The 25,215-nt window shown below is 62.6% G+C and carries 25 protein-coding genes; 10 read left to right on the forward strand and 15 right to left on the reverse strand.

Annotated features, from left to right (window positions below; translation table 11 throughout):
- Positions 1-20: 20 nt before the first annotated feature.
- Positions 21-503, reverse strand: a complete 483-nt coding sequence (locus QWI75_RS06575) for a division/cell wall cluster transcriptional repressor MraZ (RefSeq protein WP_289267900.1) — start codon at positions 501-503, stop codon at positions 21-23.
- A 169-nt stretch (positions 504-672) separates the two neighbouring features.
- Complete coding sequence (locus tag QWI75_RS06580) at positions 673-1,461, reverse strand: ComFC family protein (protein ID WP_289267901.1); 789 nt, start codon at positions 1,459-1,461, stop codon at positions 673-675.
- Positions 1,462-1,491: 30 nt separating this feature from the next.
- Between QWI75_RS06580 and QWI75_RS06585 the strand changes: the two genes are divergently transcribed.
- Positions 1,492-2,208 carry an ABC transporter ATP-binding protein gene (locus QWI75_RS06585; protein ID WP_289267902.1) on the forward strand — a complete coding sequence of 239 codons (717 nt, stop codon included), beginning with the start codon at positions 1,492-1,494 and terminating at the stop codon, positions 2,206-2,208.
- Positions 2,205-3,137, forward strand: coding sequence for a dihydroorotate oxidase (locus tag QWI75_RS06590; RefSeq protein WP_289267903.1), 933 nt, complete (start codon positions 2,205-2,207; stop codon positions 3,135-3,137). The genes QWI75_RS06585 and QWI75_RS06590 overlap by 4 nt, the downstream gene beginning before the upstream one ends.
- Before the next feature lie 10 nt (positions 3,138-3,147).
- Here QWI75_RS06590 and QWI75_RS06595 read toward each other — a convergent pair whose 3' ends face one another.
- Entirely contained in the window at positions 3,148-3,447 is a 300-nt protein-coding gene (locus QWI75_RS06595) for a LuxR C-terminal-related transcriptional regulator (protein ID WP_289267904.1), read from the reverse strand.
- A gap of 138 nt (positions 3,448-3,585) precedes the next feature.
- Between QWI75_RS06595 and QWI75_RS06600 the strand changes: the two genes are divergently transcribed.
- Positions 3,586-6,192, forward strand: a complete 2,607-nt coding sequence (locus tag QWI75_RS06600) for an ABC transporter permease (RefSeq protein WP_289267905.1) — start codon at positions 3,586-3,588, stop codon at positions 6,190-6,192.
- A 19-nt stretch (positions 6,193-6,211) separates the two neighbouring features.
- Here QWI75_RS06600 and bioB read toward each other — a convergent pair whose 3' ends face one another.
- From bioB to rplU, 8 genes are all read right to left on the reverse strand, one after another.
- Complete coding sequence (gene bioB / locus QWI75_RS06605; RefSeq protein WP_289267906.1) at positions 6,212-7,228, reverse strand: biotin synthase BioB; 1,017 nt, start codon at positions 7,226-7,228, stop codon at positions 6,212-6,214.
- 37 nt (positions 7,229-7,265) lie between these two features.
- Entirely contained in the window at positions 7,266-8,663 is a 1,398-nt protein-coding gene (locus tag QWI75_RS06610; protein ID WP_289267907.1) for a tetratricopeptide repeat protein, read from the reverse strand.
- A gap of 3 nt (positions 8,664-8,666) precedes the next feature.
- Positions 8,667-9,128 carry a ribosome silencing factor gene (gene rsfS, locus QWI75_RS06615; RefSeq protein WP_306417604.1) on the reverse strand — a complete coding sequence of 154 codons (462 nt, stop codon included), beginning with the start codon at positions 9,126-9,128 and terminating at the stop codon, positions 8,667-8,669.
- The gene (gene nadD, locus QWI75_RS06620) at positions 9,070-9,804 is read right to left on the reverse strand and encodes a nicotinate-nucleotide adenylyltransferase (RefSeq protein ID WP_289267908.1); all 735 of its coding nucleotides are present in this window, start codon (positions 9,802-9,804) and stop codon (positions 9,070-9,072) included. Before nadD ends, rsfS begins: the two co-directional genes overlap by 59 nt.
- 11 nt (positions 9,805-9,815) lie before the next feature.
- Positions 9,816-10,940, reverse strand: a complete 1,125-nt coding sequence (gene proB, locus QWI75_RS06625) for a glutamate 5-kinase (protein WP_289267909.1) — start codon at positions 10,938-10,940, stop codon at positions 9,816-9,818.
- A complete protein-coding gene (gene obgE / locus QWI75_RS06630; RefSeq protein ID WP_289267910.1) occupies positions 10,922-11,947 on the reverse strand; it encodes a GTPase ObgE in 1,026 nt (341 codons plus the stop codon). The genes proB and obgE overlap by 19 nt, the downstream gene beginning before the upstream one ends.
- Positions 11,948-12,080: 133 nt before the next feature.
- The gene (gene rpmA, locus QWI75_RS06635) at positions 12,081-12,338 is read right to left on the reverse strand and encodes a 50S ribosomal protein L27 (RefSeq protein ID WP_289267911.1); all 258 of its coding nucleotides are present in this window, start codon (positions 12,336-12,338) and stop codon (positions 12,081-12,083) included.
- A 17-nt stretch (positions 12,339-12,355) separates the two neighbouring features.
- On the reverse strand, positions 12,356-12,670 hold the full coding sequence (gene rplU / locus QWI75_RS06640) for a 50S ribosomal protein L21 (RefSeq protein ID WP_289267912.1): 315 nt from the start codon (positions 12,668-12,670) through the stop codon (positions 12,356-12,358).
- A gap of 190 nt (positions 12,671-12,860) precedes the next feature.
- Here rplU and QWI75_RS06645 point away from each other — a divergent pair, with 190 nt between their 5' ends.
- Positions 12,861-13,772: a branched-chain amino acid transaminase gene (locus tag QWI75_RS06645; RefSeq protein ID WP_289267913.1), complete on the forward strand. Its 912-nt coding sequence runs from the start codon at positions 12,861-12,863 to the stop codon at positions 13,770-13,772.
- Between the two features lie 150 nt (positions 13,773-13,922).
- Here the strand turns inward: QWI75_RS06645 and secG are convergent, their stop codons facing one another.
- From secG to gap, 4 genes are read right to left on the reverse strand one after another with little or no spacing between them, the layout of a single operon-like run.
- Positions 13,923-14,270, reverse strand: a complete 348-nt coding sequence (gene secG / locus QWI75_RS06650; protein WP_289267914.1) for a preprotein translocase subunit SecG — start codon at positions 14,268-14,270, stop codon at positions 13,923-13,925.
- 17 nt (positions 14,271-14,287) lie between these two features.
- Positions 14,288-15,064: a triose-phosphate isomerase gene (gene tpiA, locus QWI75_RS06655; RefSeq protein ID WP_289267915.1), complete on the reverse strand. Its 777-nt coding sequence runs from the start codon at positions 15,062-15,064 to the stop codon at positions 14,288-14,290.
- Between the two features lie 51 nt (positions 15,065-15,115).
- The gene (locus QWI75_RS06660) at positions 15,116-16,315 is read right to left on the reverse strand and encodes a phosphoglycerate kinase (protein WP_289267916.1); all 1,200 of its coding nucleotides are present in this window, start codon (positions 16,313-16,315) and stop codon (positions 15,116-15,118) included.
- Positions 16,316-16,363: 48 nt separating this feature from the next.
- Entirely contained in the window at positions 16,364-17,368 is a 1,005-nt protein-coding gene (gap, locus tag QWI75_RS06665) for a type I glyceraldehyde-3-phosphate dehydrogenase (RefSeq protein ID WP_289267917.1), read from the reverse strand.
- A 185-nt stretch (positions 17,369-17,553) separates the two neighbouring features.
- Between gap and QWI75_RS06670 the strand changes: the two genes are divergently transcribed.
- From QWI75_RS06670 to QWI75_RS06695, 6 genes are all read left to right on the forward strand, one after another.
- Positions 17,554-19,986, forward strand: a complete 2,433-nt coding sequence (locus tag QWI75_RS06670; RefSeq protein ID WP_289267918.1) for an endonuclease MutS2 — start codon at positions 17,554-17,556, stop codon at positions 19,984-19,986.
- A gap of 211 nt (positions 19,987-20,197) precedes the next feature.
- The gene (locus tag QWI75_RS06675; protein ID WP_289267919.1) at positions 20,198-22,483 is read left to right on the forward strand and encodes a sensor histidine kinase; all 2,286 of its coding nucleotides are present in this window, start codon (positions 20,198-20,200) and stop codon (positions 22,481-22,483) included.
- Positions 22,465-23,109 carry a response regulator gene (locus QWI75_RS06680; protein ID WP_289267920.1) on the forward strand — a complete coding sequence of 215 codons (645 nt, stop codon included), beginning with the start codon at positions 22,465-22,467 and terminating at the stop codon, positions 23,107-23,109. Before QWI75_RS06675 ends, QWI75_RS06680 begins: the two co-directional genes overlap by 19 nt.
- Before the next feature lie 163 nt (positions 23,110-23,272).
- Positions 23,273-23,686, forward strand: coding sequence for a hypothetical protein (locus QWI75_RS06685; RefSeq protein WP_289267921.1), 414 nt, complete (start codon positions 23,273-23,275; stop codon positions 23,684-23,686).
- Between the two features lie 492 nt (positions 23,687-24,178).
- A complete protein-coding gene (locus QWI75_RS06690) occupies positions 24,179-24,547 on the forward strand; it encodes a hypothetical protein (RefSeq protein ID WP_289267922.1) in 369 nt (122 codons plus the stop codon).
- 71 nt (positions 24,548-24,618) lie between these two features.
- A complete protein-coding gene (locus QWI75_RS06695; protein ID WP_289267923.1) occupies positions 24,619-25,125 on the forward strand; it encodes a hypothetical protein in 507 nt (168 codons plus the stop codon).
- The last annotated feature ends 90 nt before the right edge of the window (positions 25,126-25,215 follow it).

Raw genomic sequence — 25,215 nt, forward strand, 5'->3', positions numbered from 1 at the left:
GAAGAAGGGACGGCCGAGGCTTACAACAGGTTCAGGATCTTGCCGATGTTTTGCTCATAGTGATCTTCGGTCTTGCTGATGTAGCGGCGCCAGTCCGAGGGATTCCAGAGCTCGATCCGGTGATACATGCCGACCAGGACCACTTCTTGATCTTCATCCAGCGGGATCAGCTTGCGCAGACGGCCGGGGATCAGCACGCGTCCGGTCTTATCGAGATCGGAATTGCCGGCTTCCGACACGATAAAGTGCATGAATAGGCGGCTTTGATCTTCATCCAATTTGCTCTGCATGCGGCCGAGGACGCGCTCCCACTCGGGAGCGGTGTAGATCCACAGGGATTGCTCCGGACCCTTGAGGAACACCACGCCTCTGGCTTCCGCCTCGATTTGCTCTCGAATAGGTGAAGGCATGATAAAGCGGCCCTTCTCATCCACCTTGCAGAGGTACTCTCCGGCAAAGTACGACTGGCCCCGCTTCTCTTCTCTCAGATTGCCAAGGTCCATCGTCGTTCGATGCCTGAAACCGGAACCGGTGTTGCTCGGATGATGGTGGCGACCGCCCGTGTGGTGAAACGGGCTTGGAAGGTTCGCTGATGGGGCCATCGTAGGAGGACGAGGCCATCTTGTCAAGCCACTTTGCAAAGCAGAAGGAGAGAAAAAAGGAAACCCAGTGCTACAGGGTTCGAGCCAGCGTTACGACGTACACCTCGGCACTGCCCGCCCTGCGCAGGGTTTTGGCGCATTCGTTGACCGTCGTGCCGGTTGTGAACACATCATCGACCAACAGCACGCGCCGGCCGGAGATTCTCCCCGACCTGGCCACCGCGAAGGTCCGGCGAAGATTTTTGAGCCGAGCCCTGCGGGGGAGCGCCGTCTGGGGCGTGGTCTGCCTGATACGAACGAGGCTGGACCAGTCCAGCGGTTTGCCGATGGCGCGGGCGATGGCATCCGCCAGCAGCAGGGACTGGTTGTACTCCCGCTCCAGCAGGCGATAAGGCCCCAAAGGGACCGGCAAGACGAGGTCCAGCTCTGGAAAAGCCGGGAGGTGTTTGCACATCAAACGGCCCAAGACCGATCCCAGGACCATCTTGTTTTTGTACTTGAGGAGATGGACCAGGTCTCGAAGCGGCGATTCGTACGGGAAGAGCGACCAGGCGCGCGTATAGGAGGGCTTTCGGCGCCGGCAGGTTGCGCAGGTGTGGTCGGGACTGTAGGTCAGGGCGACCGGCGAGGCGAACGGGAACCCGCAACGAGGACAACGAGGTTGCGGCAGCGGCTCGATCCGGGCCCAACAGGAGCGACAGGCGAATGGCAGGGGGTCATCGGTCAAGCGGATCCCGCAAGCGCCGCACGACATGGGAAGGATATGATTGAGGATGCGTCGCCCTACGGCTCCCAGCCGCGTCGGCCATGACCATGAAGCCGTCGGACCCACCGTCAGGCTGAAAGGTGCAACCGGCATGGCGGATATGCTATACGAGCCCGCTTCTCCATGTCGATCCGGACCTACATCGTTCAACTGCGCGCCGTGAGCAAGATCTACGATCGGGGGCCTGTGCCGGTCCACGCCTTGCGCGACGTGACGCTGTCCGTGGGAACCGGAGAGTTTCTTGCGCTGACCGGTCCCAGCGGCTGCGGCAAGAGCACCCTTTTGAACCTGGTGGCCGGGCTCGACCGGCCGACCTCTGGCGACATTGTTCTGGATGGGCAACCGACCGGAGGCTGGTCTTCCCTGCAATGGACCAGGGCAAGACGGGATCTGATCGGGATCGTGTTTCAAGCCTTTCACCTCTTGCCGGCCTTGACGGCCGAAGAAAACGTGGCGATGCCGCTATTGCTGAGCGGCTCTGCGGGCCGCAGCCTGTCGTCCCGTGTGGCGGAATGTCTGGATCTGGTCGGCCTTCGCGAGAGGGCCAAGCATAGGCCGAGCGAGCTGTCCGGCGGAGAACAGCAGCGGGTGGCCATCGCGCGAGGAGTCGTGCACAGGCCGAGACTGCTCATCGCGGACGAACCGACCGGCAACCTGGATTCGCGAACGGCCGCAGAGATTCTGGCGCTCTTGAGGAGCTTGCCGCGCCAACTCGGCTGCACTATTATGCTGGCCACGCACAGTGATGCGGCGGCAAGGCAGGCCGATCGCCTCTGCCGGATGAAGGACGGGTTGCTTCATGACCACCCGCCAAAGACACTGCCACAGGACACCGCTTGACTCCTGAGTTATCGATCACCATCGCGGGAGTTCGCTTCCCCTCCTGCTTCATGAATGCCGCCGGGGCGCGCTGCGTCACGCGCGAAGAATTGGAGCGGCTGGGCCGGTCTCGCGCCGGCGCCATCGTCACCAAATCGATGACCGTGGAAGCCCGACAGGGCAACCCCGAGCCCCGGTATTTCGGCTTTCCGTCCGGGTCGATCAATTCCATGGGTTTGCCGAATCTGGGCTACCTCGCCTATGCGGAAATGATCCCCGCGCTGCGGACTTTCAAGAAGCCGATCATTGCCAGCGTGGCCGGCCTGTGCGAGGACGACTTCCTCGTCATCGCCAAGGAGATCAACGCCAGCCGGCCGGATCTGATCGAAGTGAACCTGTCCTGTCCGAACATTCCGGGGAAACCGCAAATCGGCTACGATCCCGAGGCGTCGGAGCGGCTGCTCAAGCGGGTCCGGCCTCTGATCACCGTTCCCATGGGGGTGAAATTGCCCCCCTATTTCGATCCCGTCCACCATCAGGTGATGGCGGAGGTCATCCGTCGCGCGGACGTGGACTTTCTCTCGCTGATCAATTCGGTCGGCAATGCGCTGGTCGTCGATCCCGACCGGGAAGCGGTGGTGATCAAACCGAAAGGCGGATTCGGGGGACTCGGCGGCGCCATCATCAAGCCGGTAGCCCTGGCCAACGTTCGGGCCTTCTGGAAGCTGCTGGAAGGCCGGGTGCCGATTATCGGAACGGGCGGGGTCGTTCGGGGCATCGATGCGTTCGAGCACATGCTGTGCGGAGCGTCCGCCGTCCAGATCGGGACTGCGCTGGTCGAAGAAGGGGTGGACGTGTTTGAGCGGCTGGAGCGGGAACTGGCGGCGGTCCTGGCGCAAAAAGGGTACGGATCGGTCGACTCGTGCCGGGGGAAGCTCCGGGAGCTCTGAGGCGCCAAGCCTACCGGGCGAGGAAATTTTTCGGAAGGAACTTGTGCGCCAAAGCTTGGCGGAGCAACTGCGCCACGTTCCGGACCCCCAACCGCCGCATGAGGTTGAACCGGTGCACCTCGACCGTACGCACGCTGATCCGCAGCCGGTGCGCCGTCTCGCGGTTAGTCAGGCCTTGAGCCACACAGCGCAGGATTTCCTTCTGGCGAGGCGTCAGGGCCAGCCTCGGGACGGAACGTGTGCTCGCCGCATGGGCGCGTGACCTGACTCGGGATCTGGCTCGTTTGGTGGTCTTTCGTCGCGTCCTCATAATGCTGTCAGCCTAGCACAGCCGACGGCCTCTGTAAACTACCTGCTGGTAAAACCCCTAGGCCTGTGGTTTTTTTCCTGTTCAAGATCCGCCGACTCCTCAACCCGGCGGGGAGAACCTGTCCATGAGGGGAACGGGATGATCGGGCTCCTGCTGTGCGCCTGGCGATTGGCCAAGGGCCACGTCGCGGGCCACCCGCTTCGCACGATTCTGACCCTCGTCGGCGTGAGCCTGGGGGTTGCCGCGCCGGTGGGGCTCCAAAGCGCCAATCGGGTGGTGCTGGAGTCGTTCCAGGACGCGGTGCTTGAGGTCGCCGGCGGGGCGAGGCTGGAGGTGGTCTCCGACAGGGGGAGTCTTGCGGAGGACATCATCGTGCCCTTGCGTGGTATTCCGGAAGTGGCCGCCGCCGTGCCGGTGCTCCAGGAAGGACTTCGCCGCCCCTCGTCCGGTCTGGCTTTTTCTGTCCTGGCGCTGGATCTGCTCGAACTGGAACGGATCAAGCCCGTGCGCGTGCGGGATGACCGGCTGGACTCTTCATCTCTTCGGTGGTTCGAATCGGATGCGGTTCTGCTTGGACGCCGATTGGCCGAACGCCTAGGCGCGCAGCCGGGCCGGGACCTGGATGTGATCGCCGGGGTCGAACCGCGACGGCTGACCGTGGCCGGCATCCTGGAGGGAACCTCGCGTGGGTCGTCCGTCTGGGACGATCTGGCGGTCATGGATATCGCCGAGGCTCAGGAACTCTTCGGACGGGTGGGAGAGGTGGATCGAATCGAACTCCTGGTCGGAGCGGAACAGTCCTTGGAGACCGTACAACGAAAGGTCGAGGCCCTGCTGCCACCCTCGCTCCATGCCAGGCGACCGGCGCAACGGGGGGAGCAGGTGGACGCGATGATCCAGGCATTCAGGCTCAATCTCCTGATGTTGAGCCTGGTCGGGCTGCTTGTGGGAGGATTTTTGATCTACAACACGCTGTCGTTCTCGGTTGCGCAGCACCGCCGGGAAATCGGCATCCTGCGCGCGATCGGGATGACGGAGCCGGCGCTCGCCGGCCTGTTCCTGATCGAAGGCGCCCTGTTCGGCATGGTGGGAGGGACGCTGGGCAGCCTCCTCGGCCTGGCGTTGGCCGATCGTTTGGTCCTGCTGGTTGGCCGAACGGTGACGGATCTCTATGTCGCTGTCTCCCCCGGCACGAATATCGCTGTTGATGCCCTGCCCCTATTCATGCGAGGCCTGATCCTGGGAACGGGCTTTTCATTGTTGGGCGCCTTGGGGCCGAGTATCGAAGCTGCCCGCACGAAGGTGGTTCAGGCGCTGTCGGCCGGCGGATACGACTCGGCCCGACCTATTCGACCCGCTCGGCATGGCTCGATCGGGCTGATGCTCTTGAGCGCCTCTGCCCTATTGTCGATGGTCCCTCCGATCGGAATGATCCCTGTCGGAGGGTATCTTTCAGTCCTCTTGCTCTTGATCGGGTTCTCCTTCCTGGCACCCCTGTTGATTCATGCCTGTGCCGGCAGGAGCCTGTTCGGAGGACCTCACCGGTGGAAAACCCACCCCAGGGCCATGCTCCCGTTTCTGGCCGTCCAAACAGCGGGACGGTCACCGGGGCGAAACGGCGTCACCGTCTCCGCGCTGATGATCGGGTTGGCCATCATGGTCGGGGTGGTATTGATGATCCAGAGCTTCCGCAAGACCGTGGAGGTCTGGATTGATCAGACCGTGGTCGCGGACCTGATCGTCGCGCCTGGTGGGTGGCCCTACGCGGGGCATGAAGGCGGTCGCGACCTGGTGATTCCTCGGGCCTGGGCGGATCGGATCGCCCAGACTCCCGGCGTGGAGGCCGTCGAAACCTATCGGGACCTCCGGATCGAGCTGGCAGGGCGTCTTCGGTCGATCGTCGCCAGAGATTTGGCGCTCCATGCGCAACGGAGCCGGTATCTGCTCGTCCACGGCGAGTCGAAAGCGGTTCTGCGGGAAGCCGTCGCGCGCCGCGGCGTCGTGATCTCGGAAGTGCTGGCGACGGCGCTGCATCTCGATGACGGGGACGAGATCGTGCTGCCGACACCGGCCGGAGAGCAGACCTTTCCGGTCATGGGGGTGTTTTACGATTACGCGACCGACGGCGGAAAGATCGTGATGGACCGTGCGCTGTTTGAGGAATTCTGGGGCGAAGGGGGAGCCACGGTGGTGCCGGTGTATCTTGAGCCTGGCGCCGATCCGGAGGCGGTCGCGCGCCGCTTGGAAGCGCAATTTCTGGGGCTCAGCCGGGCCACCCCGATTTTCACGGTGATCAAGAATGCGGAGCTGCGGAGAGAGATCCTGGCGATCTTCGACCGCACGTTTGCGCTGACCTATGTGTTGGAGGTCATCGCGGTGTTGGTCGGAATGCTGGGCATCGTGAATACGCTGCTGACGTCGGTGCTGGAGCGGCAGAGGGAATTCGCTACCCTGCGGGCCATGGGAGCGGGCGATGGACAGGTCACCGGCCTGGTCCTCTGGGAAGCGCTGTACCTCGGCGTGATCGGGGCGGTCTTGGGTGTCGCCAGCGGTCTCTGCCTCGCGCTGCTGCTGGTACGGGTCATCAATAAACAGTCCTTTGGATGGACAGTACAGCTCACCGTCTCGTTTCCCGTCTTGGCACAGGCGGTCGCGCTGGCGATGGGAGCGGCCCTTATCGCCGGCTACTGGCCCGCCCGTTGGGTGAGCAGGCAGGTTCCTGCCGAGGGGTTGCGTTATGAGTGAGGGAAGTTAATGGACCCGATCAGGCTTCTCGACCGGCTCCGGCTGGCTGATCGTCCTGCACCTCGACTTCGAAGCCGAGGTCTTCAATCATCTTCCAGACATCCGGCGCCGGCTGGCCCGGTGTCGTCAGGTAGCCGTTCACGAAGACGGAATCGGCCGGATAGAGCGACAGCGGCTGCAACCAGCGGAGGTTGTGCTCGCGTCCGCCGGCGACCCTGATTTCCGTCTTCGGATGGAGAAAACGGAACAGGCAGAGGATCTTCAGGCAGCGTTGAGGGCTTAGGTCGTCGCAGCCTTCCAGCGGCGTGCCCTGAACCGGGTGCAGGGTGTTCAGCGGAATCGAATGCGGCCGGACATCCAGCAAAGCGTACGCCAGGTCCAGGACATCCTCATCCTGTTCCCCCATGCCGAGGATGCCGCCGCAGCAGATCTCGAGATTCGCGTCGCGCGCGTGGCGAATGGTGGCCAACCGGTCCTGGTAGGCGTGCGTGGTGCAGATCGACGGATGGTACCGCTCACTCGTGTTCAGGTTGTGGTTGATGCGATCCACGCCGGCCGCTTTTAACCGGCGGGCCTGCTCTCCGTTCAGCAATCCCAACGAACAGCAGATTTGAATCGGGATGTCCCGCTTGATCGCGCGGACCGCCTCGGAGATCTCGTCGATTTCCCGATCGAGTGGGCCTCGGCCGCTGATCACGATGCAATAACGCTGGGCCTTGGACGCGGCCGCCTGCTTGGCTCCCGCCATCATGGCTTCGCGCGGCAGCAGGCCGTATCGTTCGATCGGCGCGGTCGAAATCGATGATTGCGAGCAATAGTGGCAATCCTCCTGGCAGGCGCCGCTCTTCGCGTTTTGCAGCATTTGCAGCCGGACCTTGCGGCCGAAATAACGCCGGCGCACGGCAAAGGCCGCGTCGAGCAGCTTCAGGAGATGATCGTCCGGCGCCGACAGGACGGCCGCCGCCTCGTCGCGGGTCAGCGGTTCATCCCGAAGCGCCTTGACTGAACAGGATTGATAGAATACGTCGTGCATCATGGCAGCGGGGAGTTGTGTGGTCAAAAGAAGGGGAAGACTACACGGTTTCAAACGGCGATGCAACACCTTGGTAGGTCGGGCGGGGCGCCGGTTGCGAGGCTTCCTGATCGGATGCCTGTGCCGGCGACCCCAGCCAGGGCAGGGCCACGAAGGAGTTCCACTGGCCGCAGGCGCGGCAGCGCCCGGACCATTCTCTGGATTCCGCTTGGCAATGCAGGCACCGGTAGGGGACCACGACCCGTTTCCGGAATCCGAGCGCCTTCTTGAGCTCGAGCACGGCTTCTTCCATATGGTGCTTGCGGAGATGCAGGTTGGCCATGATCTTATGGTAGTCGGCCAATTGGTCGTGAGGCCCTTCAAGAGCGCTCAGTAGGTCATAGGCATCATCGACCATCTCCAGACGATAGTACAGCTTCCCCAGGTAGAACTGCAGGACGGGATTCTGGGGATCGCGTTGAATCGCGGTCTGATAGACGCGGATGATCTCCGCCGGTTCGCCGAGTTCCAAATGCAGCTCTTCCAGCCGATGGAGAATGATGATGCTCTTGGTCTTCGCATAGACCTTCTCCAGGATCTCCACGGCGTTCTTGATCTTGCCTTCATGTAGCAGAATTTCTCCGAGGCCGATATAGGCCGGCAGAAAGCGCCGGTCTTTCTTGATGGCGCCTCGGAAGTAACGGCGGGCTTTTTCGGGATGGCCCCGCTCGAGAAATTGCCGGCCGACCTCGTACATGCAGCCGACCAGGAGGTCCGACGCGGCCTGGGCGTCGGCCGCCGGCAGATTGGCCTTGACCAGCCGGTGTTGAATTTCCAGGGCCTCGCTCCATTTTTCCAGCCGAATAAGCAGGTCCCGCTTGCGGATCAGGGCGGTGAGATGGTCGGAGTCGATCCGCAGAATGTCCTGCAGCGCCTGTAAGGCGTCTTCGTACCGTTTGGCGCCCTCCAGGTCCGTGGCGAGTTCGAGGAGCACCTCGATATTGCGAGGTTCGACTCGATGGGCGGTCTGGTGCAATCGGATCGCCTCGACGAAGTTGTGTTCGGCTCGGTACAGGTTGCCGAGCCACAACAAGGTTTCAATTCGATGGGAATCGATGGCCAGCGCCTTTTGAAAAATCACCTTGGCGTCGCCGAGCCGGCGCGACAGGAAGGCCTGCATGCCCTCTTGGTGCAGGGCAGTCACCTTCTCATGCCGGCGCTGGAGCCTCGTGCTGCGCCAGGCTCCGATCAGGTGCGTGGTTTCGCGAATCCCCACGATGACGGTCACGATCAATACCCCCACGGCCATCGACAACAGGACGAGCGTCACCGGGCTGAGTTCGAGGGAGACGGTAGGGCTGGTGCGGATGGTGATGGTGCCGGGATTCAGCTCGCGAAAATAGCCGTAAAACAGGAAGACGACCGTAAACAGGAAGATCGAGAACAGCAACCGCAACATGACTTAGGCTCCACGGCTGAGCCCGGATGATCGAGAACGTGCCGGCCGCGGACGTTCCGCAGGCTTAGGAGGCGATATTGTGCTGGGAATGCGCACGCGCTTGGCGTCCGACCACAAGCGTTCCAGTCCGTAGTGGTCGCGGACCGCGCTGTGGAAAATATGAACCACGACATCGCCGAAGTCCATGAGAATCCATTTTGCCGAGGATGCGCCCTCCATGCTGAGGGGCGGATGGCGCTGCGCGGACAGGGTCCCGTCGATGCTGTCCGCGATGGCGCGGACTTGCCGTTCAGATTCACCGGAACAGATGACGAGATAATCGGCGACCGAGGTCAGTGCGGCCACATGCAGGACGAGCACATCGGTGGCTTTCTTGTCCAGCGATGCCCGTGCGATGGCCAGTGCTTTAGCTTTTGAATCCAGCGAGATGATGGTTCTCCCGATACAACCCCTTGCGGAGTATATAGGATTCGACTTGGGCGGGCAAGAGACCGTCGAGGCCGGCCCCGAGCCGAATCCGCTCGCGAATCAACGTGGCCGAGACTAAACAAGGGGGGATGGCGAGCAGGAATAGCCGCCGTGCCGCCGGCAACTCGAACACCAGCGAATCCGTGCGGCTGCTCTCGAGGTCACGGAGCGCCACGTTGTCGAGGGGCGGCAGCAACTCCACGCGAGACAGCTCGGTGAAGGAGGCGCCTGCCCGCGAGACGACGACAAAGTGACAGGAGGAGAGCAGGTCGCCGGCGCGCCGCCAAGTGGACAAATCCAGAAAGGCATCCAGGCCGACAAGAAAATACAGTTCCGCGCTCGCTCCCCATTCCTGTTGCAGCAGCGTCACCGTGTCGATCGAATAGGAAATGCCCGGTCGCCGGATTTCGAGGTCCGAAACCGCTAAACCCGGTTCTCCCTCCAGGGCCAGCGTCACCATGGCAAGTCGGTCCTCGGCCGGGGCCAGATCAACGGCATGCTTGTGAGGGGGATCGCCGGTCGGAATGAAGAGAATCTGGTCGAGATTCAGCCGCTGGCGCACGTCGTGGGCGAGCGTGAGGTGGCAGCGGTGAATGGGGTTGAATGTGCCGCCGAGCAGGCCGATCTTCCTGGGTGATTGGCCAGTTGGAGTCGTGGTTCTTGCGAGGGGCATGGGTTAAAAGGCTAGTCGAGCAGGACCAGGTTGTCCCGGTGGATGACTTCCTCGTATTCCTGTTGCCCATACCGCTCCCGGATGTCGGCGGTTTTGAGGCCCTTGATGCGCGACAGCGCCTCGGCGGAGAAATTCACCAGCCCCTTGGCACATTCCCGCCCGTCGCGTGTCATGCAGGAGACGGCGTCGCCGGCCTGGAAGTTGCCGTCAATGTCGATGATGCCCGAAGCTAGCAGGCTCTTCCCCCGCTCGACCAAGGCCTGGACGGCGCCGTCATCCAACGTCAGGCGTCCCTTGGACCGCAGGGTAAAGGCGATCCAATGTTTCCGGCTTGCCAGCCGGCGAGGTTGCGGCAAGAACAGTGTGCCGCCCTGGGAGCCGTGAAGGACGGACTGCAACAGCCCCGGTTGCTCGCCGTTCAGCAGGAGCGTGCCGACGCCGTAGGCGGCGATTTTCTTGGCCGTGCCGACCTTGGTGATCATCCCTCCGGTTCCTTCCAGGGTCGCCGAGTCGCCGGCCAACTGTTGGATCTCGTCCGTGACCTTCTCGACCAGCGGAATCAAGGTCGCATGCGGGTGCTTGCGGGGATCGGCCGTGAACAGGCCGTCCACATCCGACAGGATGACCAGGAGGCCGGCATCGACCAGATGGGCCACTTCTCCTCCCAGCGTGTCGTTGTCGCCGAAGCGGATCTCGTCCACGGCGACGGTATCGTTCTCGTTGATGATCGGGATCACGCCGAATTCGAGAAGCGCCGTGAGCGTATGTCTCGCGTTCAAGAACCGGCGCCGATCGGCCAGATCCTGGTGCGTCAGGAGCACCTGCGCGACCTTTTGGCCGAATCGCTCGAACGCCTTCTCATAAGCCCACATCAGCCGGCTCTGTCCGACTGCGGCGGCGGCTTGTTTGACCGGCAACTGCTTCGGGGACGAGGTCAGCCCCAGCTTGGTCAGGCCCGACACGATCGCACCAGAGGTTACGATCAGCACCTCGCGGCCTTCCTGCTTGATCGCGCTAATCTCGGCCGTCAAACGCTCGATCCGGTCCTCGCGCAGGCCCAGATTGCGGGACGCGATCAGGCTGCTCCCGATCTTCACGACCAGCCGGGAGACGTCTTTCAGTAGTTGCTCGCGCACGGAGTTTGTCTCAGCGATAGGACCTGTTTGCCGAGAAAGCGAATCAGCTCCTCGAGCCCTTCTCGCGTGGCGGCCGAAATCGGGAAGAGGCGGATACGCCGCTTCTTGCAGAAGGTTCGGAGGTCGTCGAGACGGCGGCCGTCGCCTTGGATATCCATCTTGGTGGCGGCGACCGCGAAGGGGCGCTTCTTCAAGGTCCGGTCGTAGGTTTCGATCTCGCGGCGGAGGGTCAGAAAAGTCTCTACCGGATCGTCAGTCGCCCATTCGGAGATATCGACGAGATAGAGAAGCAGGGAGGTCCGTTCGACATGCCGGAGGAATTGATGGCCCAATCCTTTCCCCTCATGCGCTCCCTCGATCAGACCGGGAATGTCGGCGACGACGAAGTTGTGCTCTTCATCCCACTGGACGACGCCGAGGTTCGGGATCAGGGTTGTGAAGGGGTAGTCCGCAATTTTGGGCCTGGCCGCTGACACGGCCGCGATCAAGGTGGACTTGCCCGCGTTGGGGAGCCCCACCAATCCGACATCGGCCAGCAATTTCAGCTCAAGGCGCAGCCAACGTTCCTCGCCAGGCTGTCCCGGCTGGCAGTGGGTCGGAGTTTGGTTGGTCGAGGTCGCGAATTGCGCGTTGCCCCGCCCGCCGCGTCCCCCGCGGGCGGCCACGTAGGTGTGGTTCTCGTCTGTGAGGTCGGCGAGGACCTCTCCGGACTCGTCATCCATGACCAGGGTCCCGACCGGGACGGAAATCACGACATCCGGCGCCGTCTTGCCATGCCGGTTTGAGCCCTCGCCAGGCCTTCCCGGCTCGGCCCGATACTCCTGTTGATAACGCAGGTCGAGCAGGGTCGTGAGGCGATGGGACGGCTGGAGAATCACGGACCCGCCGTTGCCTCCGTCGCCCCCGTCGGGGCCGCCCCGGGGAACGTACTTTTCCCGGCGGAAGCTGCAGGCGCCGTTTCCTCCGGACCCTGCCTTCACGAAGATTCGTACCTGGTCGACGAACATGGGGAGCCTGCGTGATAAAAGCCAAATACAAGCCGGCCCGCCGAGGGCCGGCCACGGAAGGAGATTCAATCAGAAGTCAGGAGGGCTTGTCCAGCAAGGCTCCGTCAGAAGGGGCGCGATGAAAGGAGGGTGGTCAAGAAGAAACGGGGAGGACACTGACCCGCGCGCGCGCGCGTCCGCCGTCGAACTTGACGACGCCCGAAATCTTGGCAAACAAGGTATGGTCCTTGCCCATGCCGACGTTGAACCCGGGGAAGAACTTGGTCCCGCGCTGGCGCACGATGATGCTCCCGGCAGGGACGACCTGCCCCCCGTAAGCCTTGACCCCGAGATATTGGGGATTGCTGTCGCGACCGTTTCTGGATGATCCGCCGCCTTTATTTGTTGCCATGGTGTCCTGCCTCGTGCCTACTTGGTTTCGATGCCTGTGATTCGGATCTGCGTAAAGGCCTGCCGGTGCCCCTTGGTCCGGCGATAGTTCTTCCGCCGCTTCTTCTTGAAGACCATGATCGATCTGGTCCTGCCCTGGCGAAGAATTTCCGCGGTTACGCGGGCGGAGGCGACGGTCGGTTGCCCGATCACGACGCCCTGGTCACCCTGGACCAAACGGACATCCTTCAACTCAACGGTGGCGCCCACTTCACCGGGAAGCTTTTCAACCTGGAGCACGTGGCCCGGCTCCACACGATACTGTTTTCCGCCTGCGGCGATGATGGCATACATAGCGACGGTATCCCTGGATGTTGGCTCTGGACTTCTGAAAGACCTGTACAGGTAGCACATCGAAAAAGGACGTGTCAAGATAATCACTTGATGGTGGCTTGAGCATGGTGGTCCATGGTACAAGTGCGGAGTCAACAGAGGCGCGGCGAGAAAGCGGCGTGATCGGCGCCCAGCACCCCGGTGATGACCCATGCAAGCAAGTGAACAAATCTGGATGGACGGCAAGTTTGTCCCCTGGGGCGAGGCAAACGTCCATATTCTGACCCATTCGCTCCACTATGGACTGGCTGCGTTTGAAGGGATCCGTTGCTACAAGGGCAAGCAGGGATCGGCCATCTTCCGGCTGCAGGAGCATGTGGACCGGCTGTTTGAATCGGCCCACATCGCGATGATGGCCATCCCCTACGACAAGAAACAGGTGACGGAGGCGATCATCGAAACCGTTCGCGTGAACAAGCTCGACAGTTGCTATATCCGCCCGCTCGTCTATATCGGGTACGGCATGATGGGTGTGCATCCCGGCGACAACCCGATCCGGCTCGCGATCGCGGCCTGGCGATGGGGCGCTTATTTGGGGGAGGAAGCCTTGACGCACGGCATGAGGGCCTGCGTCTCGTCGTTCACGCGGCACCATGTGAACGTGTCGATGACGAGGGGCAAGATCTCCGGCTACTACGTGAATTCCATCCTGGCCAAGCGGGAGGCCAAGGCGAACGGCTACGATGAGGCGATCCTGCTTGACCCCGACGGCTATGTGGCCGAGGGCACCGGCGAGAACGTGTTCATTGTGCGCCGGGGACGGCTCATCACCACCCCTTTGACCTCGATCTTGGAAGGCATCACGCGCAGCTCCCTCATGCAGCTCGCCCGCGAGCGGAATCTGCAGGTTGTGGAAGAACGCTTTACGCGGGATGCGATGTACGTGGCGGAGGAAGCCTTCGTGACGGGCACGGCCGCCGAGGTGACCCCCATCCGCGAGATCGACGGTCGCCGGATCGGAACCGGGAAGCCGGGGCCGATCACGACCTCGCTTCAACAGGCCTTCTTCGCCATCGTCCGGGGCGAGGATTCAGCCCACTCCAACTGGCTCACGCCGGTGTAAGCACCTTATCTTAAAATCCTACCACGCAGGAACCTGTCGGTGCTGCCGGCGATGCATGGGGCTGTCTCACAGCCCAATCAGCCGATCACCCATCCGCACAGAAGAATCGGGCGGTGAAGCCTCCCGGCCATTGTGACCTGGAACGGGAGGTTACTTCGAAGATTCAGAAGGGGCGCTCTCCGCGGGCTTTTGGTCCGTCGAAGACGGGGCGGAGGATGATGGAGTGGACGATTCTTTCTTGTTGAGGTCGATGACGGTCGAAGAAAAAGTCCGTTCCTTGGCGAGCACAGCCAGGGTTAACGAGGTCACCATGAATACGGCCGCGCAGGCGACGGTCAGCTTGCTGAGGAAATTCGCGGGGCCGCGGCTCCCGAAGACGGTTTGGGAGGATCCGCCGAACGCCGCTCCGATCTCCGCTCCCTTGCCGGACTGTAACAGGATGGTCGCGATCATGAAAAAACAGGTGAGAATATGAACGATGATGAGCAGCGTATACATGCAAACTCCCTCGGAGGTCAGCTTTTCTCTGCGGCAATGTTGATGATCTTAGCAAAGACTTCGGGATCGAGACAAGCGCCGCCCACTAACGCGCCGTCGATCTCGCGAGAGGAGAGAAGGTCGCCGATGTTGTGCGCCGTCACGCTCCCGCCGTACAGGATGCGGAGCGCCTCGGCGCCGCCAGCGGCCATTCCTCCGATCGCGCCGATCACCGAACGGATCTGCCGATGGACTTCCGCCGCCTGTTCGACGCTCGCCGCCTGGCCGGTTCCGATGGCCCAGACCGGTTCGTAGGCGATCGTCAGATTCTTCAATTCCTGCCCGGCGACCCCATCAAGGCCCGCATCGAGTTGACGCCGGATGACCGCCTCGGTCTGTCCATGCTGGCGCTCGGCAAGGGTTTCTCCCACGCAAAGGATCGGGAAGAGCCCGTGGCGGAGGACGGCCTTCACTTTCTTGTTCACGGCTTCGTCCTGCTCTCCCAGGAGATGCCGGCGCTCTGAGTGGCCCAGAATGACGTATCGGCAGCCCAGGTCCGCGAGCATGGGGACGGAGACCTCTCCGGTGTAGGCCCCGCGATCTTCCCAAAACGCATTCTGCGCCCCCAGCGATAGTCGATGGTTCGCGGCGGCGAGGAGCTGCGCCACCGCGGGGATGCTGGTGAAGGGAGGAGCCAGGACGACTTCGACCGGGAGCTGAGCGGGAACAAGCTCAAGCAGCCTGGTGACCAGGGACGGCGCTTCAGACGCCGTCCGATTCATCTTCCAATTGCCGACGATGAGGTTGCGTGCCATGCAGCGGGGTGTGAGGTCTGGAGCGGAAGTCGAAACCTGCGTGCCGGTTCGCTAGTCGGCCCGTTCGGGCAGGGCGGTCAACCCAGGCAATTGCTTGCCTTCCAGGAGTTCGAGGGCCGCGCCGCCACCGGTTGAGATGAACGACATGCTGTCCGTTTCGCCGGCGCGGTGCACGGCCAAGGCCGTGTCTCCTCCCCCGACGATCGTCAGGGCATAGGCATTGGCGACGGCATGGGCGACGGCCAACGTGCCCCTGGCGAAGGCATCGACCTCGAAGACGCCCATCGGGCCGTTCCAGAGTATCGTCTTGGCGTTTTGAACTGCTTCGCTGAACAGCTTCACCGAGGCCGGCCCGATGTCCAACGCATACCAATCCTTGGGAATCTCCTGGATGGGCACAATCTTGGTTTCCGCGCCAGGCTCTCGGCCTGCGGCCACCACGCAGTCCACCGGCAGGTAGAACTTGACTCCGCGCGAGAACGCATGGTCCTGGATGCCGCGGGCGAAATCCAGCATGTCGTTTTCCACGAGCGAGTTGCCGATCTCATAGCCCATCGCCTTGATGAAGGTGAAGGCCATGCCGCCGCCGATGATCACCTTGTCCACCCGCTTCCCCAGGTTCTCGATCACGCCGATCTTGCCGGACACCTTGGCTCCCCCCAGGATCGCGACGAACGGCCGCACGGGGTTTTCCACCGCGCCTTCGAGATATTCGATTTCCTTCTTGAGCAGATAGCCGGCCGCCGCAGTCTTGATGAACTTGGTGATCCCGACGATCGAGGCGTGCGCGCGGTGCGCGGCGCCGAACGCGTCGTTGATATAGACGTCGCCCAGCGAGGCCAGGGCCTTGGCGAACTGATCGTCGTTCTTCTCTTCGCCGGCGTGGAACCGGAGGTTTTCAAGCAGCAACACGTCCCCCGGCTTCATCTTGGCCACAAGGGCTTCGACTCCCGGGCCGATGCAGTCCGGAGCGAACACCACTTCCTTGCCCAGGAGCCGTTGCAACCGTTTGGCCACCGGGGCCAGACTGTATTTGGGATCGGGCTTGCTCTTGGGACGGCCGAGGTGCGAACAGAGGATCACCTTCGCGCCCTCGTCCACCGCCCGATTGATCGTCGGCAGGGTGCCGCGAATCCTGGTATCGTCGGTGATCTGCAGGGCGTCGTCCAACGGCACGTTGAAGTCCGCGCGGATGATGACCCGTTGACCCTTGAGTGTGATGTCGTCGATCGTCTGCTTGTGCAGGTTCATGCCGGCTCCTTGGGAAGCGCGATGGGCGTGCCTAACTAGATGGCGGGGTCATCCCTTGGCCGCCATCATCTTGATAAGGTCTCGCACACGACAGGAGTAGCCCCATTCGTTGTCGTACCAGGCGATGACCTTGACCATGCGGCCCTCCAGCACCGTAGTCAGCGGCGCGTCCAAGGTGGCGGAATGGGGGTCGCCTTTCTGGTCGATCGAGACGATCGGCGCATCGGAGTATTGCAGAATGTGCTTGAGCGGTCCTTCGGCGGCCTTCTTGAAGGCCGCATTGATCGACGCCGCGTCGCAGTCCTTCTCGGTCTCGACGGAGAGGTCCACCAGCGACACGTTCGGCGTGGGCACGCGAATCGCCATCCCGTCCATCTTTCCCTTCAACTGCGGCAGAACCAAATGCAGGGCCTTGGCGGCGCCGGTGCTGGTCGGGATCATGGACATCGCGGCGGCCCTGGCCCGGCGCAGGTCTTTGTGGGGCAAATCCAGAAGTTGCTGATCGTTCGTGTAGGAATGGATGGTCGTCATCACGCCGTGCTTGATGCCGAAACTGTCGAGCAGCACCTTGGCCACTGGCGCGAGACAGTTGGTCGTGCAGGAGGCGTTGGACACGATCGTGTGTTTCGTCGGATCATAGGCGCCGTCGTTGACGCCCATGACAATCGTCACATCCGGGTCCTTCGCCGGGGCTGAGATCACCACGCGCTTGGCTCCCGCGGCCAGATGGCGGCCGGCTCCCTCCCGGTCGGTGAAGCGTCCGGTGGATTCAATGACGATCTCGACGCCGAGGTCTTTCCAGGGCAGGTCCTTGGGATCTTTCTTGGCGAGCACAGCCAGGGGCTTCCCGTTGACGAGGATGGCGTCTTCCTTGTGAGAGACCGAGGCGTTCAGGCGCCCGTGCACAGAGTCATATTCCAGCAGATAAGCCAACGTCTTGGCGTCGGTCAGGTCGTTGATCGCGACGAATTCCAGCGAAGGGTCTTGGAAGGACGCGCGCAACACGTTTCGCCCGATCCTTCCAAACCCATTGATGCCGACACGGATTGCCATGGTGCGAACTCCTACGAGAAAAGTTTGTGAGGTGAAGGGTTGAAAACAGCACGCGGACTCGGAGATGGTACTGACCGCCTCCGGTCGAGTCAAGTCATTCCATCGGGGGGCCTTGTACAAGCTAGCCGGACCGGAGGTCGCGACCGTGGGCGAGCAGTCATAGAACGGAAGCACAGGAGCGAGCGATGGCTGACGAGCCCGACCTGAAACAGGACACATTACGCGCGCTTGAATGGCAGCGCCTGCTCGAAGCGCTGGCGCGGCATGCGCGATCCGGCATGGGCGCGCAGGGCTGCCGATCGTTGCAGCTCGAAACCGACCTGGCGCAGGCGACGGATCGCCAGCGCGAGACGGTCGAAATGGCGGTTCTCCAAACGGGAACGGATTCGTTTCCCGCGTTATCGTTTCCGGATCTGAGGGACGTGCTCCAGCGCACCGGCAAAGGCGGCGTCTTGGATACCCATGAGCTTCGGGACGTGTGTGGGGTCGTTCGGCTAATCGAGGACGTGATCCGCTACCTCTCTCGCCATCGCGAGGACGCATCGCATCTGGCGGCTCTGGGTGCTCCGCTGCCGCCGATCCACGTGCTCAGCGGGCTCCGGACTGAGCTCGAATGGGCCATCGATCCCGAAGGGACCATCAAGGACGCGGCCACCCCCGAGCTGCGCCGTCTCACCCAACAGGCCCATGATCTCAAGCAGCAGGCGCGGCATCGCCTCGAATCGATCCTGCAATCCAAACGGTACGAGGACATCCTTCAGGAACGCTATTTCGCGCAGCGGGAAGGCCGCTACGTCGTCCCGGTCAAAACGGAAATGCGAACCGCGGTGCCCGGCATCGTCCACGATGTGTCCGCGAGCGGCGCCACGGTCTTTCTGGAGCCTCGCGAACTGGTCGAGTTGAACAATGCGATCAAGGTGGCCGAACTGGCGGTCGAGCGTGAAGTCCGAAGGATCCTGCACGAGCTGTCGTTGCTGGTCGCGGAGCAGGCGCCGGCGTTGCTGGAGGCGCTCGACATCCTGGCCCGGTTCGATGCGATCCACGCCAAGGCGGCGCTGGCGGGGCAATTGCGGGCGACCGCGCCCGCGTTGAACGACAGGGGACGAATCAGGCTCTGCCAGGCGCGCCATCCCTTGCTGGCGTTGGCCCGTCCGGACGTGGTGCCCAACGACATCGATCTGGATGAGTCCGTGCGCACGTTGGTGATTTCCGGTGCCAACACGGGCGGCAAAACCGTGGTCCTGAAGCTGCTCGGGCTCTTTGCGCTCATGGTCCGGGCCGGCCTGTTGCTGCCCTGCGACGAAGGGTCGGAAATGGCGCTGTTTGCGGAGGTCTATGCGGACATTGGCGACGCGCAGGATTTGACCAGGGACCTGTCGAGTTTTTCCTCCCACATGGTCACGATGATCGGCCTGCTCAGGCTCTTGTCTGAGGCGCAGCGGGATGGACAAGATGGAATGAACAAGCCGCGGCCGTTTCTCCTCCTGCTCGACGAGCCCATGACCTCTACTGACCCAGCCGAAGGGGCGGCGCTGGCCCAGGCCCTGCTGCTGAAATTGGCCGAGAAGGACGTGAAGGCGGTTGTCACGACCCACTACACGGAATTGAAAGTGCTCGCCCAACAGACAACGGGATTTCTGAATGCCAGCGTCGAGTTCGATGTGGCGCGGCTGGCTCCCACTTACCGGCTGGTCATGGGGATTCCGGGCGGGTCCTCCGCGATCGAAATCGCCGGACGGCTCGGGATGGATGAGAACCTGTTGGAGGCAGCTCGGGACCGTCTGCAACGTGACGACCAGGCGCTTGAACGGTTGCTCGGCGATCTCCAGGAACGACAACGGCGGGTGGCCGAGGAATGGAAGCGGGTTTCCGCGCTCCGTGCCGAGACCGAGCAGCAGGCGAGCGAGGCGGCGGCGATCACGGAGCGCCTACGAGCCTCTGAACAAACGGAACGGAAGGGCCTGCGCAAACGCTTCACGGAAGAACTGCAACGGGCCCGTAGCGAGATCCAGTCCGTGCTGGATGAACTTAAGCGGGATCGGACCGCTGAGAAGGCCAAAGCGGCAAAGGAGCGGCTGGCGGCGATGGCGCGCCAGCGGTCCGGGGTGTTGGCGGAGGCGGAATCCATTGCCCCGGTCGATGACCTGAAACCGGGTGATGAGGTCGAGATCGCAGGGCTGGGAACCAAGGGCGTCCTGCTTGATGCGCCGGCCGGCAAGCGACGGGTCCGCGTCAGAGTCGGCGCCGCCGACCTGTCGGTATCGGTGGATGACCTCCACGGGACCGGGACAGCCGGACCGGGCCGATCCGGCTCTTCAATTGGAGCAGGCTCCAAACCCCCGCCGCACTGGTCGCGCCTGGGGCCATCGCAGATCGACCACGTCGTGGATGTGAGGGGAAAGGCTGCGGATGAGGCGCTTGATGAAGTGATCGCTCGGCTTGATCAGGCGGTCTTGTCCGGCGGAGGGCTCCTGCGCATCATTCACGGGCACGGGACCGGAAAGCTGCGGACGATCCTGCGGGACTATCTGAAAGGTTCCCCGTACGTCTCGGCGTTCCGGGCCGGCGACCGCCATGAAGGGGGCGACGGCGTCACCCTGGTCGAGCTGCGCATCTGATCTGATCACCGCGAGTCCGGACCGGCCGTCTTCCTCCACAGTCCTGCGAAAGCTGCCACCAGCACCGCGTGCCGACCCGGATGAAATCAGCCGGCCAAGGTGATAGGCTAACTGATACGGTACGCGGTTTTTCTCAGGGAAGCGGCTGCAGGCCACGAGCCGAGCGGCCGGTACTCGCTTCCTCTCCGCAGGCGCTGAACCTGAGGCCATCATGGCGCAGCGGGTCAGCCTCCAGCGCTCTATCCTGCTCACCATCCTGTGCCTCGGACTGGTGTTCGGGGCCCTCGGCCTGGCGTATGCCTACTGGCACGCGAGACAGGCGCTCCAGATCACCATCGACCAGAGTTTCGTCGAACTGTCCAGGCAGGGCGCCGCCAATGTCGGCCTCGTCTTTTCCAGGGAAATCGAATGGCTCGAACGGTTGAGCCGGCTTCCGGAGGTCAGGGACGCGCTTCGGGACGGGGCGGGACTGGTCGCCCGCACTCAGGGGATCACGCGATGGCATGAGGAACACCAGCGCGACTTCCGCTCGCTGGTGCTCCTCGATCGGCAGGGTCGCTTGGTCGGAGCCGCCCCGTCCGGCATGAAGTCGGCCCATTACCATGAGCAACCCTGGTGGCCGGTGGTGTTCGACGAGGGACGGCCCTGGTCGAGCGACATCCGGGTGGATGAGCAAGGGCAACGCTACTGGGAAGTGGCCGTACCGGTCAGGGACACGGAGGCGCGGGTGATCGGGGCCCTCAAGGTCGTGCTCGCGATGGATCGATTGCTCGCGACGATGTTGGGGACACGGATCGGGGCGACGGGGCAGTTGATACTAGCCCGGGACTGTGGGCGAAGACCGCCTTGCCCAATTTGGCGGACTGACCCATGGGACTCCGGCGACGGAGCCGACGAGACGAGAACCGGACTGACTGCCCGGACTGCTTTTCGCGAAGATCCCAACGACCAACCGAGCGACATTCTTGCGGCTGCGCCTGTAGCGCTGCCTCCGAGGGTATTCCAAGCCAGGCCCTGGTCTGTGGTCGTCCGGCAAGATCCCGATGAGACCGAGGCGCCTGTGATCGGACTGCTCTGGAAATTAGCCGGCTTTGGGGTGGTTACCCTGGGATTGCTCGTCTGGCTCGGCGTGAGGCTGGCCCGCCGGATCGTGCAGCCGTTGAACGAACTGGGTCTGAGGGTCAGGCACATCGCGGAGGGGAAAGGCGCTCAACCGCTGGACCGGGCTGTTTCCGAGGGCATCCGGGAGATCGACACGCTGGCCGAGAGCTTCAATACCATGCTGGCTCGCCTGGAGGAGGCGGCCCGGGAGACCGGCCGCTCCATGACGGAGCTCGAACGGGCGAACCAGGAACTGGCTGAATCGGAGCGGCATTATCGGACCCTGTGGAATTCGTCCGCGGATGCCAAGATTCTGGTCGATTCCGAGGGACTCGTGCGCGATGTGAACCATCGGGCCGAATCTAAGTTGGAGCGCCCGGCCAGCCGGCTCATCGGGAATGGATGGCTGGACCTGTTCCGCGACGCCGACCGGCATCAAGTAGAGGAGCGGTTCCGTCGGGTGCTGGCCACGGGGGAGGAGAGTCCCCCGTTCGAAACACAACTGCCCACCCCTTCCGGCCTCCTCCGAACCGTCGAGGTGGACTTGGTTCCGCTCAAACGGGCCGACTCCGTCACGCACGTGCTGTGGCAGTTCAGCGACCTGACCGAGAAGAAGGCGCTGGAGCAACAACTGCTCCGTTCCGAACGGCTGGCCTCGCTCAGCCAGTTCGCCTCGATGTTCGCGCACGATATCCGAAACCCCTTGGCCGGGATCAAGAAGACGCTGGAGGTGCTGGCCGAGCACCGGGAGCTTCAGGAGGCGCCGCTGCGGACGTTGATCGAGGACTTGCAATTCACCGCGCACCTGCTGCTCGGGATGATCAATGACATGCTGGACGTCTACCAGGACAGTTATTCGGGGCTCCCGGTCTCCAGCGCGCGTTTTTCGGTCAACGAGGAGTTGCGAGAGGTGGCCCACTTGTTCCGGTCGGAGGCCTCGGCCAGGGGCGTGACGATTCGGGTCGAGGCGCCGGACGGTGAAATCGTGACCCGGGGAGACCGGCGGCGGTTGCAACGGGTCTGGATCAATCTCCTGCACAATGCGCTCAAGTATTCCCCTCCAGCCGGGCAGATCGTCATGACGGTGCGGTTGGCGAGGAACGGAGAGGGCCCGGACGCCGCCGGCGAAGGGCAGGGGCCGCCGGTGGTGACGGAGGTGCAGGATGACGGTCCGGGGATTGATCCAACCGACCTGCCGCAGATCTTCGAGATGTTCTTCCGGAAGAAAGACGGGACGGATCTACGCATCGGCCGCGGCCTCGGGCTTCATTTCTGTCGGCTTGTCGTGGAGGCGCATCACGGCCGGATCGTGGCGGCGAACCGCCCGGGCGGCGGAGCGCGGTTCTCGGTGATCCTGCCTTGTCAGGAAGCGTTCGTATGTCCATTCGACTCCTGATCGCCGAGGATCAACGGTTGTTCCGGCAGAGCCTCAGGCTGCTGCTCGAACGGGAGCCGGATCTCATGGTGGTGGGTGAAGCCACCAACGGCCACGAAGCCTATCTCTTGGCCATGGAACAGAAGCCGGATGTTGTCCTGATGGACGTCGATATGCCGAACGTGGACGGCATCACCGCGACCAAATTGATTCTCGGTTGCTCGCCCGGCACGAAAGTGCTGATGCTCTCGGTGCACGATGACGATGCGCGGATCGTGTCCGCCGTGCTGGCGGGAGCCAGCGGCTATATCCTGAAGGATGCCGACCATCAGGAGTTTTTGCGGATCATCCGCGAGACCCACCGGGGCAAGCAGGTCGAATCGCCCTTCATGCCGGACCGGTTCGCGCGACGGGCGGTGGGGGCCATCTACGGCGAGGGCCCGAAAAAATCGACCGGGCTCGCCCTGCTCACCGAACGGGAGCGGGAAATCCTCTCGCATGCCGCGGCCGGCCAGGGGAACAAGGAGATCGCCGACCACCTCTGTGTGTCGTTGGATACAGTGAAAACCCACCTGCACCACATCTATCACAAGCTCGGCGTCTCGGGCCGAGTCGAGGCCATCCTGGTGTTCCTGCGCGGCGCGTAGCCGCTGGTCCGTCTGCGGGCCTCACCCGACAGAGTGAGGCAAAATCCATCCCCCGGGTAATCGCCCTCCGCCCTGTCGGCCCTATAGATTGCGCGTGATTCCATATGTGCCTCGGTTTCCGAGGCGAGACCAGAGACCATAACTTTTGCAAGGAAGGTGCAGGATGAATGTGTGCCGAACGATAGGACGACTGGTGGTGATGGCGGGGCTTGTCTGGCTCTGCCTCTGGGCAGGCCAGGCTTGGGCCGCGGATCAATCCGCCGATTCCTCGATGGTCCTGTCCCAGGAGCGGCCGGCGCCGTTCGCCGGGCAGGACATGCTGGGGTACAAGAAACTCAATTTGGGATATGACCCGGATCTGGGCATCGACAACGAAGTGTGGGTGCTGGTGCCGAAGTCGGAAGCAAGGGGACCAGCCGGCGAGACCGCCGGCATTGCGGCGACGCCCCGGGAGCAGCGCATGGCGGGAAGCAGCCCGGAGGCGCGGGAAAGCCATGCCCGCTATCAGAAGCTCAACCTGGGGTTCGATCCGGACTTAGGCACGGACAATGAGGTCTGGATTCGTGTGCCGGAATGATGAGCGGTGGACGGCGAGGCAGAGCGCGGCGCGCGATCGAGATCGGCGCGCGCCGCACGGTTCGTCCTTCGGAATCGTCGAGGGCGGCCGGTTCAACCGAAGGTTGGTAGGAGGACAAGCAACTCAAATCCCTGTCGGTGTTTCTCCAGCGCCGGCGGATTCGATAAGGCGAAACAGAGGCGCCGGTTGAACCGAAGGTTGGATCAAAAGAAGCAAATCACTTGAGGGTTTTTCTCCTGCGGCGTCAATGAAGAGGGGCTTCGCCCAATGAGCCGCCGGTTCAACCAAAGGTTGGATCAAAAGAAGCAAATCACTTGAGGGTTTTCTCCGGCGGCGTCAATGAAGAGGGGCTTCGCCCAATGAGCCGCCGGTTCAACCAAAGGTTGGATCAAAAGAAGCAAATCACTTGAGGGTTTTCTCCGGCGGCGTCAATGAAGAGGGGCTTCGCCCAATGAGCCGCCGGTTCAACCAAAGGTTGGTATGGAGGTTGCCATGACGAGACAAGTCCTTCTGTGGGTGACGATGTTCGGTATCGGCTTGCTGGCTTTCGCCCCGGCTGCGACCGCGGCCGAGACGGCATGGATCGATGAGATCTCGAATTCGATCAGTTTCTACAAGGCGACCTACCCGAACTCCGACTGGACTCCCTATCAGGACAAATTGACGCTGGTCCGGGAAGCCGTGGATCGCGGGGATCAGCGGACCGTCCGGATGGAGATGGGGAAATGGTTCCGGATGCTCCGCAATCGAGACCATGGAATACACGATGTGGCCGCGGATGAACTCTTCAACTTTGCGGTCATGGTCACGCCGGTGCAGGAGTATGGGATCATGGTGCCGTCCCAGTCGCCGACTCCGTAGGCGTCGACGCAGACCACTCCCTTCATTTTTTGTACAGCGGGCGTTCGGCCCTTCTCAAGGAGGTGGACATCATGCGATTGGCCATAGGGTTCATGGCGGGAGGAATTCTGTTGCTGTGTGCGGCCATCCCGGCGACGGCGGATGAATCGGGCATGGTGGATGCCAGTCACTATTATGGGTTGACCGGAGTCGTGTCCAAGATTCACTCCGGTATGGTGTTCGTGAAACCGCCCGTCGGCCTGCAGGCGCGGGCGATCAGCCCGAGGCGGGTCGAGCGCGTCGGGTTGCATAATGCAAGAATCGGCGACAAGGTCAATCTATGGGTCGATTCCGGCAACATTCTGATCGATGCGCGAGCCGATGGCTTACCGGCGCCCGACCATCGCGTGATCGCGGGCAGGCTCACCTACAGCGACCCATTCTGGAGCGAGATCAAAATTTCGACCCCCGACGGCACCGAGGTCTTTGAAGTGGACAGTCTGGCCGGCAGCAAACTCTCGACCTTTGCCGAGGGGATGCCCGTCGAAATCGAATTGGATTCCGACAACTTCGTCATCGACGTGTATCGAACGCGGTAGTGCCGGCGCGCCTTGACTTGCCGTTCAGGCGACGATTACCATTGTGGCGGTCTCGGATTTCGGACATAGCGTTGTTGGGAGATCCGAGAC

Origin of the sequence: Nitrospira tepida (assembly GCF_947241125.1) — a bacterium.
Taxonomy (GTDB): Bacteria; Nitrospirota; Nitrospiria; order Nitrospirales; family Nitrospiraceae; genus Nitrospira_G; species Nitrospira_G tepida.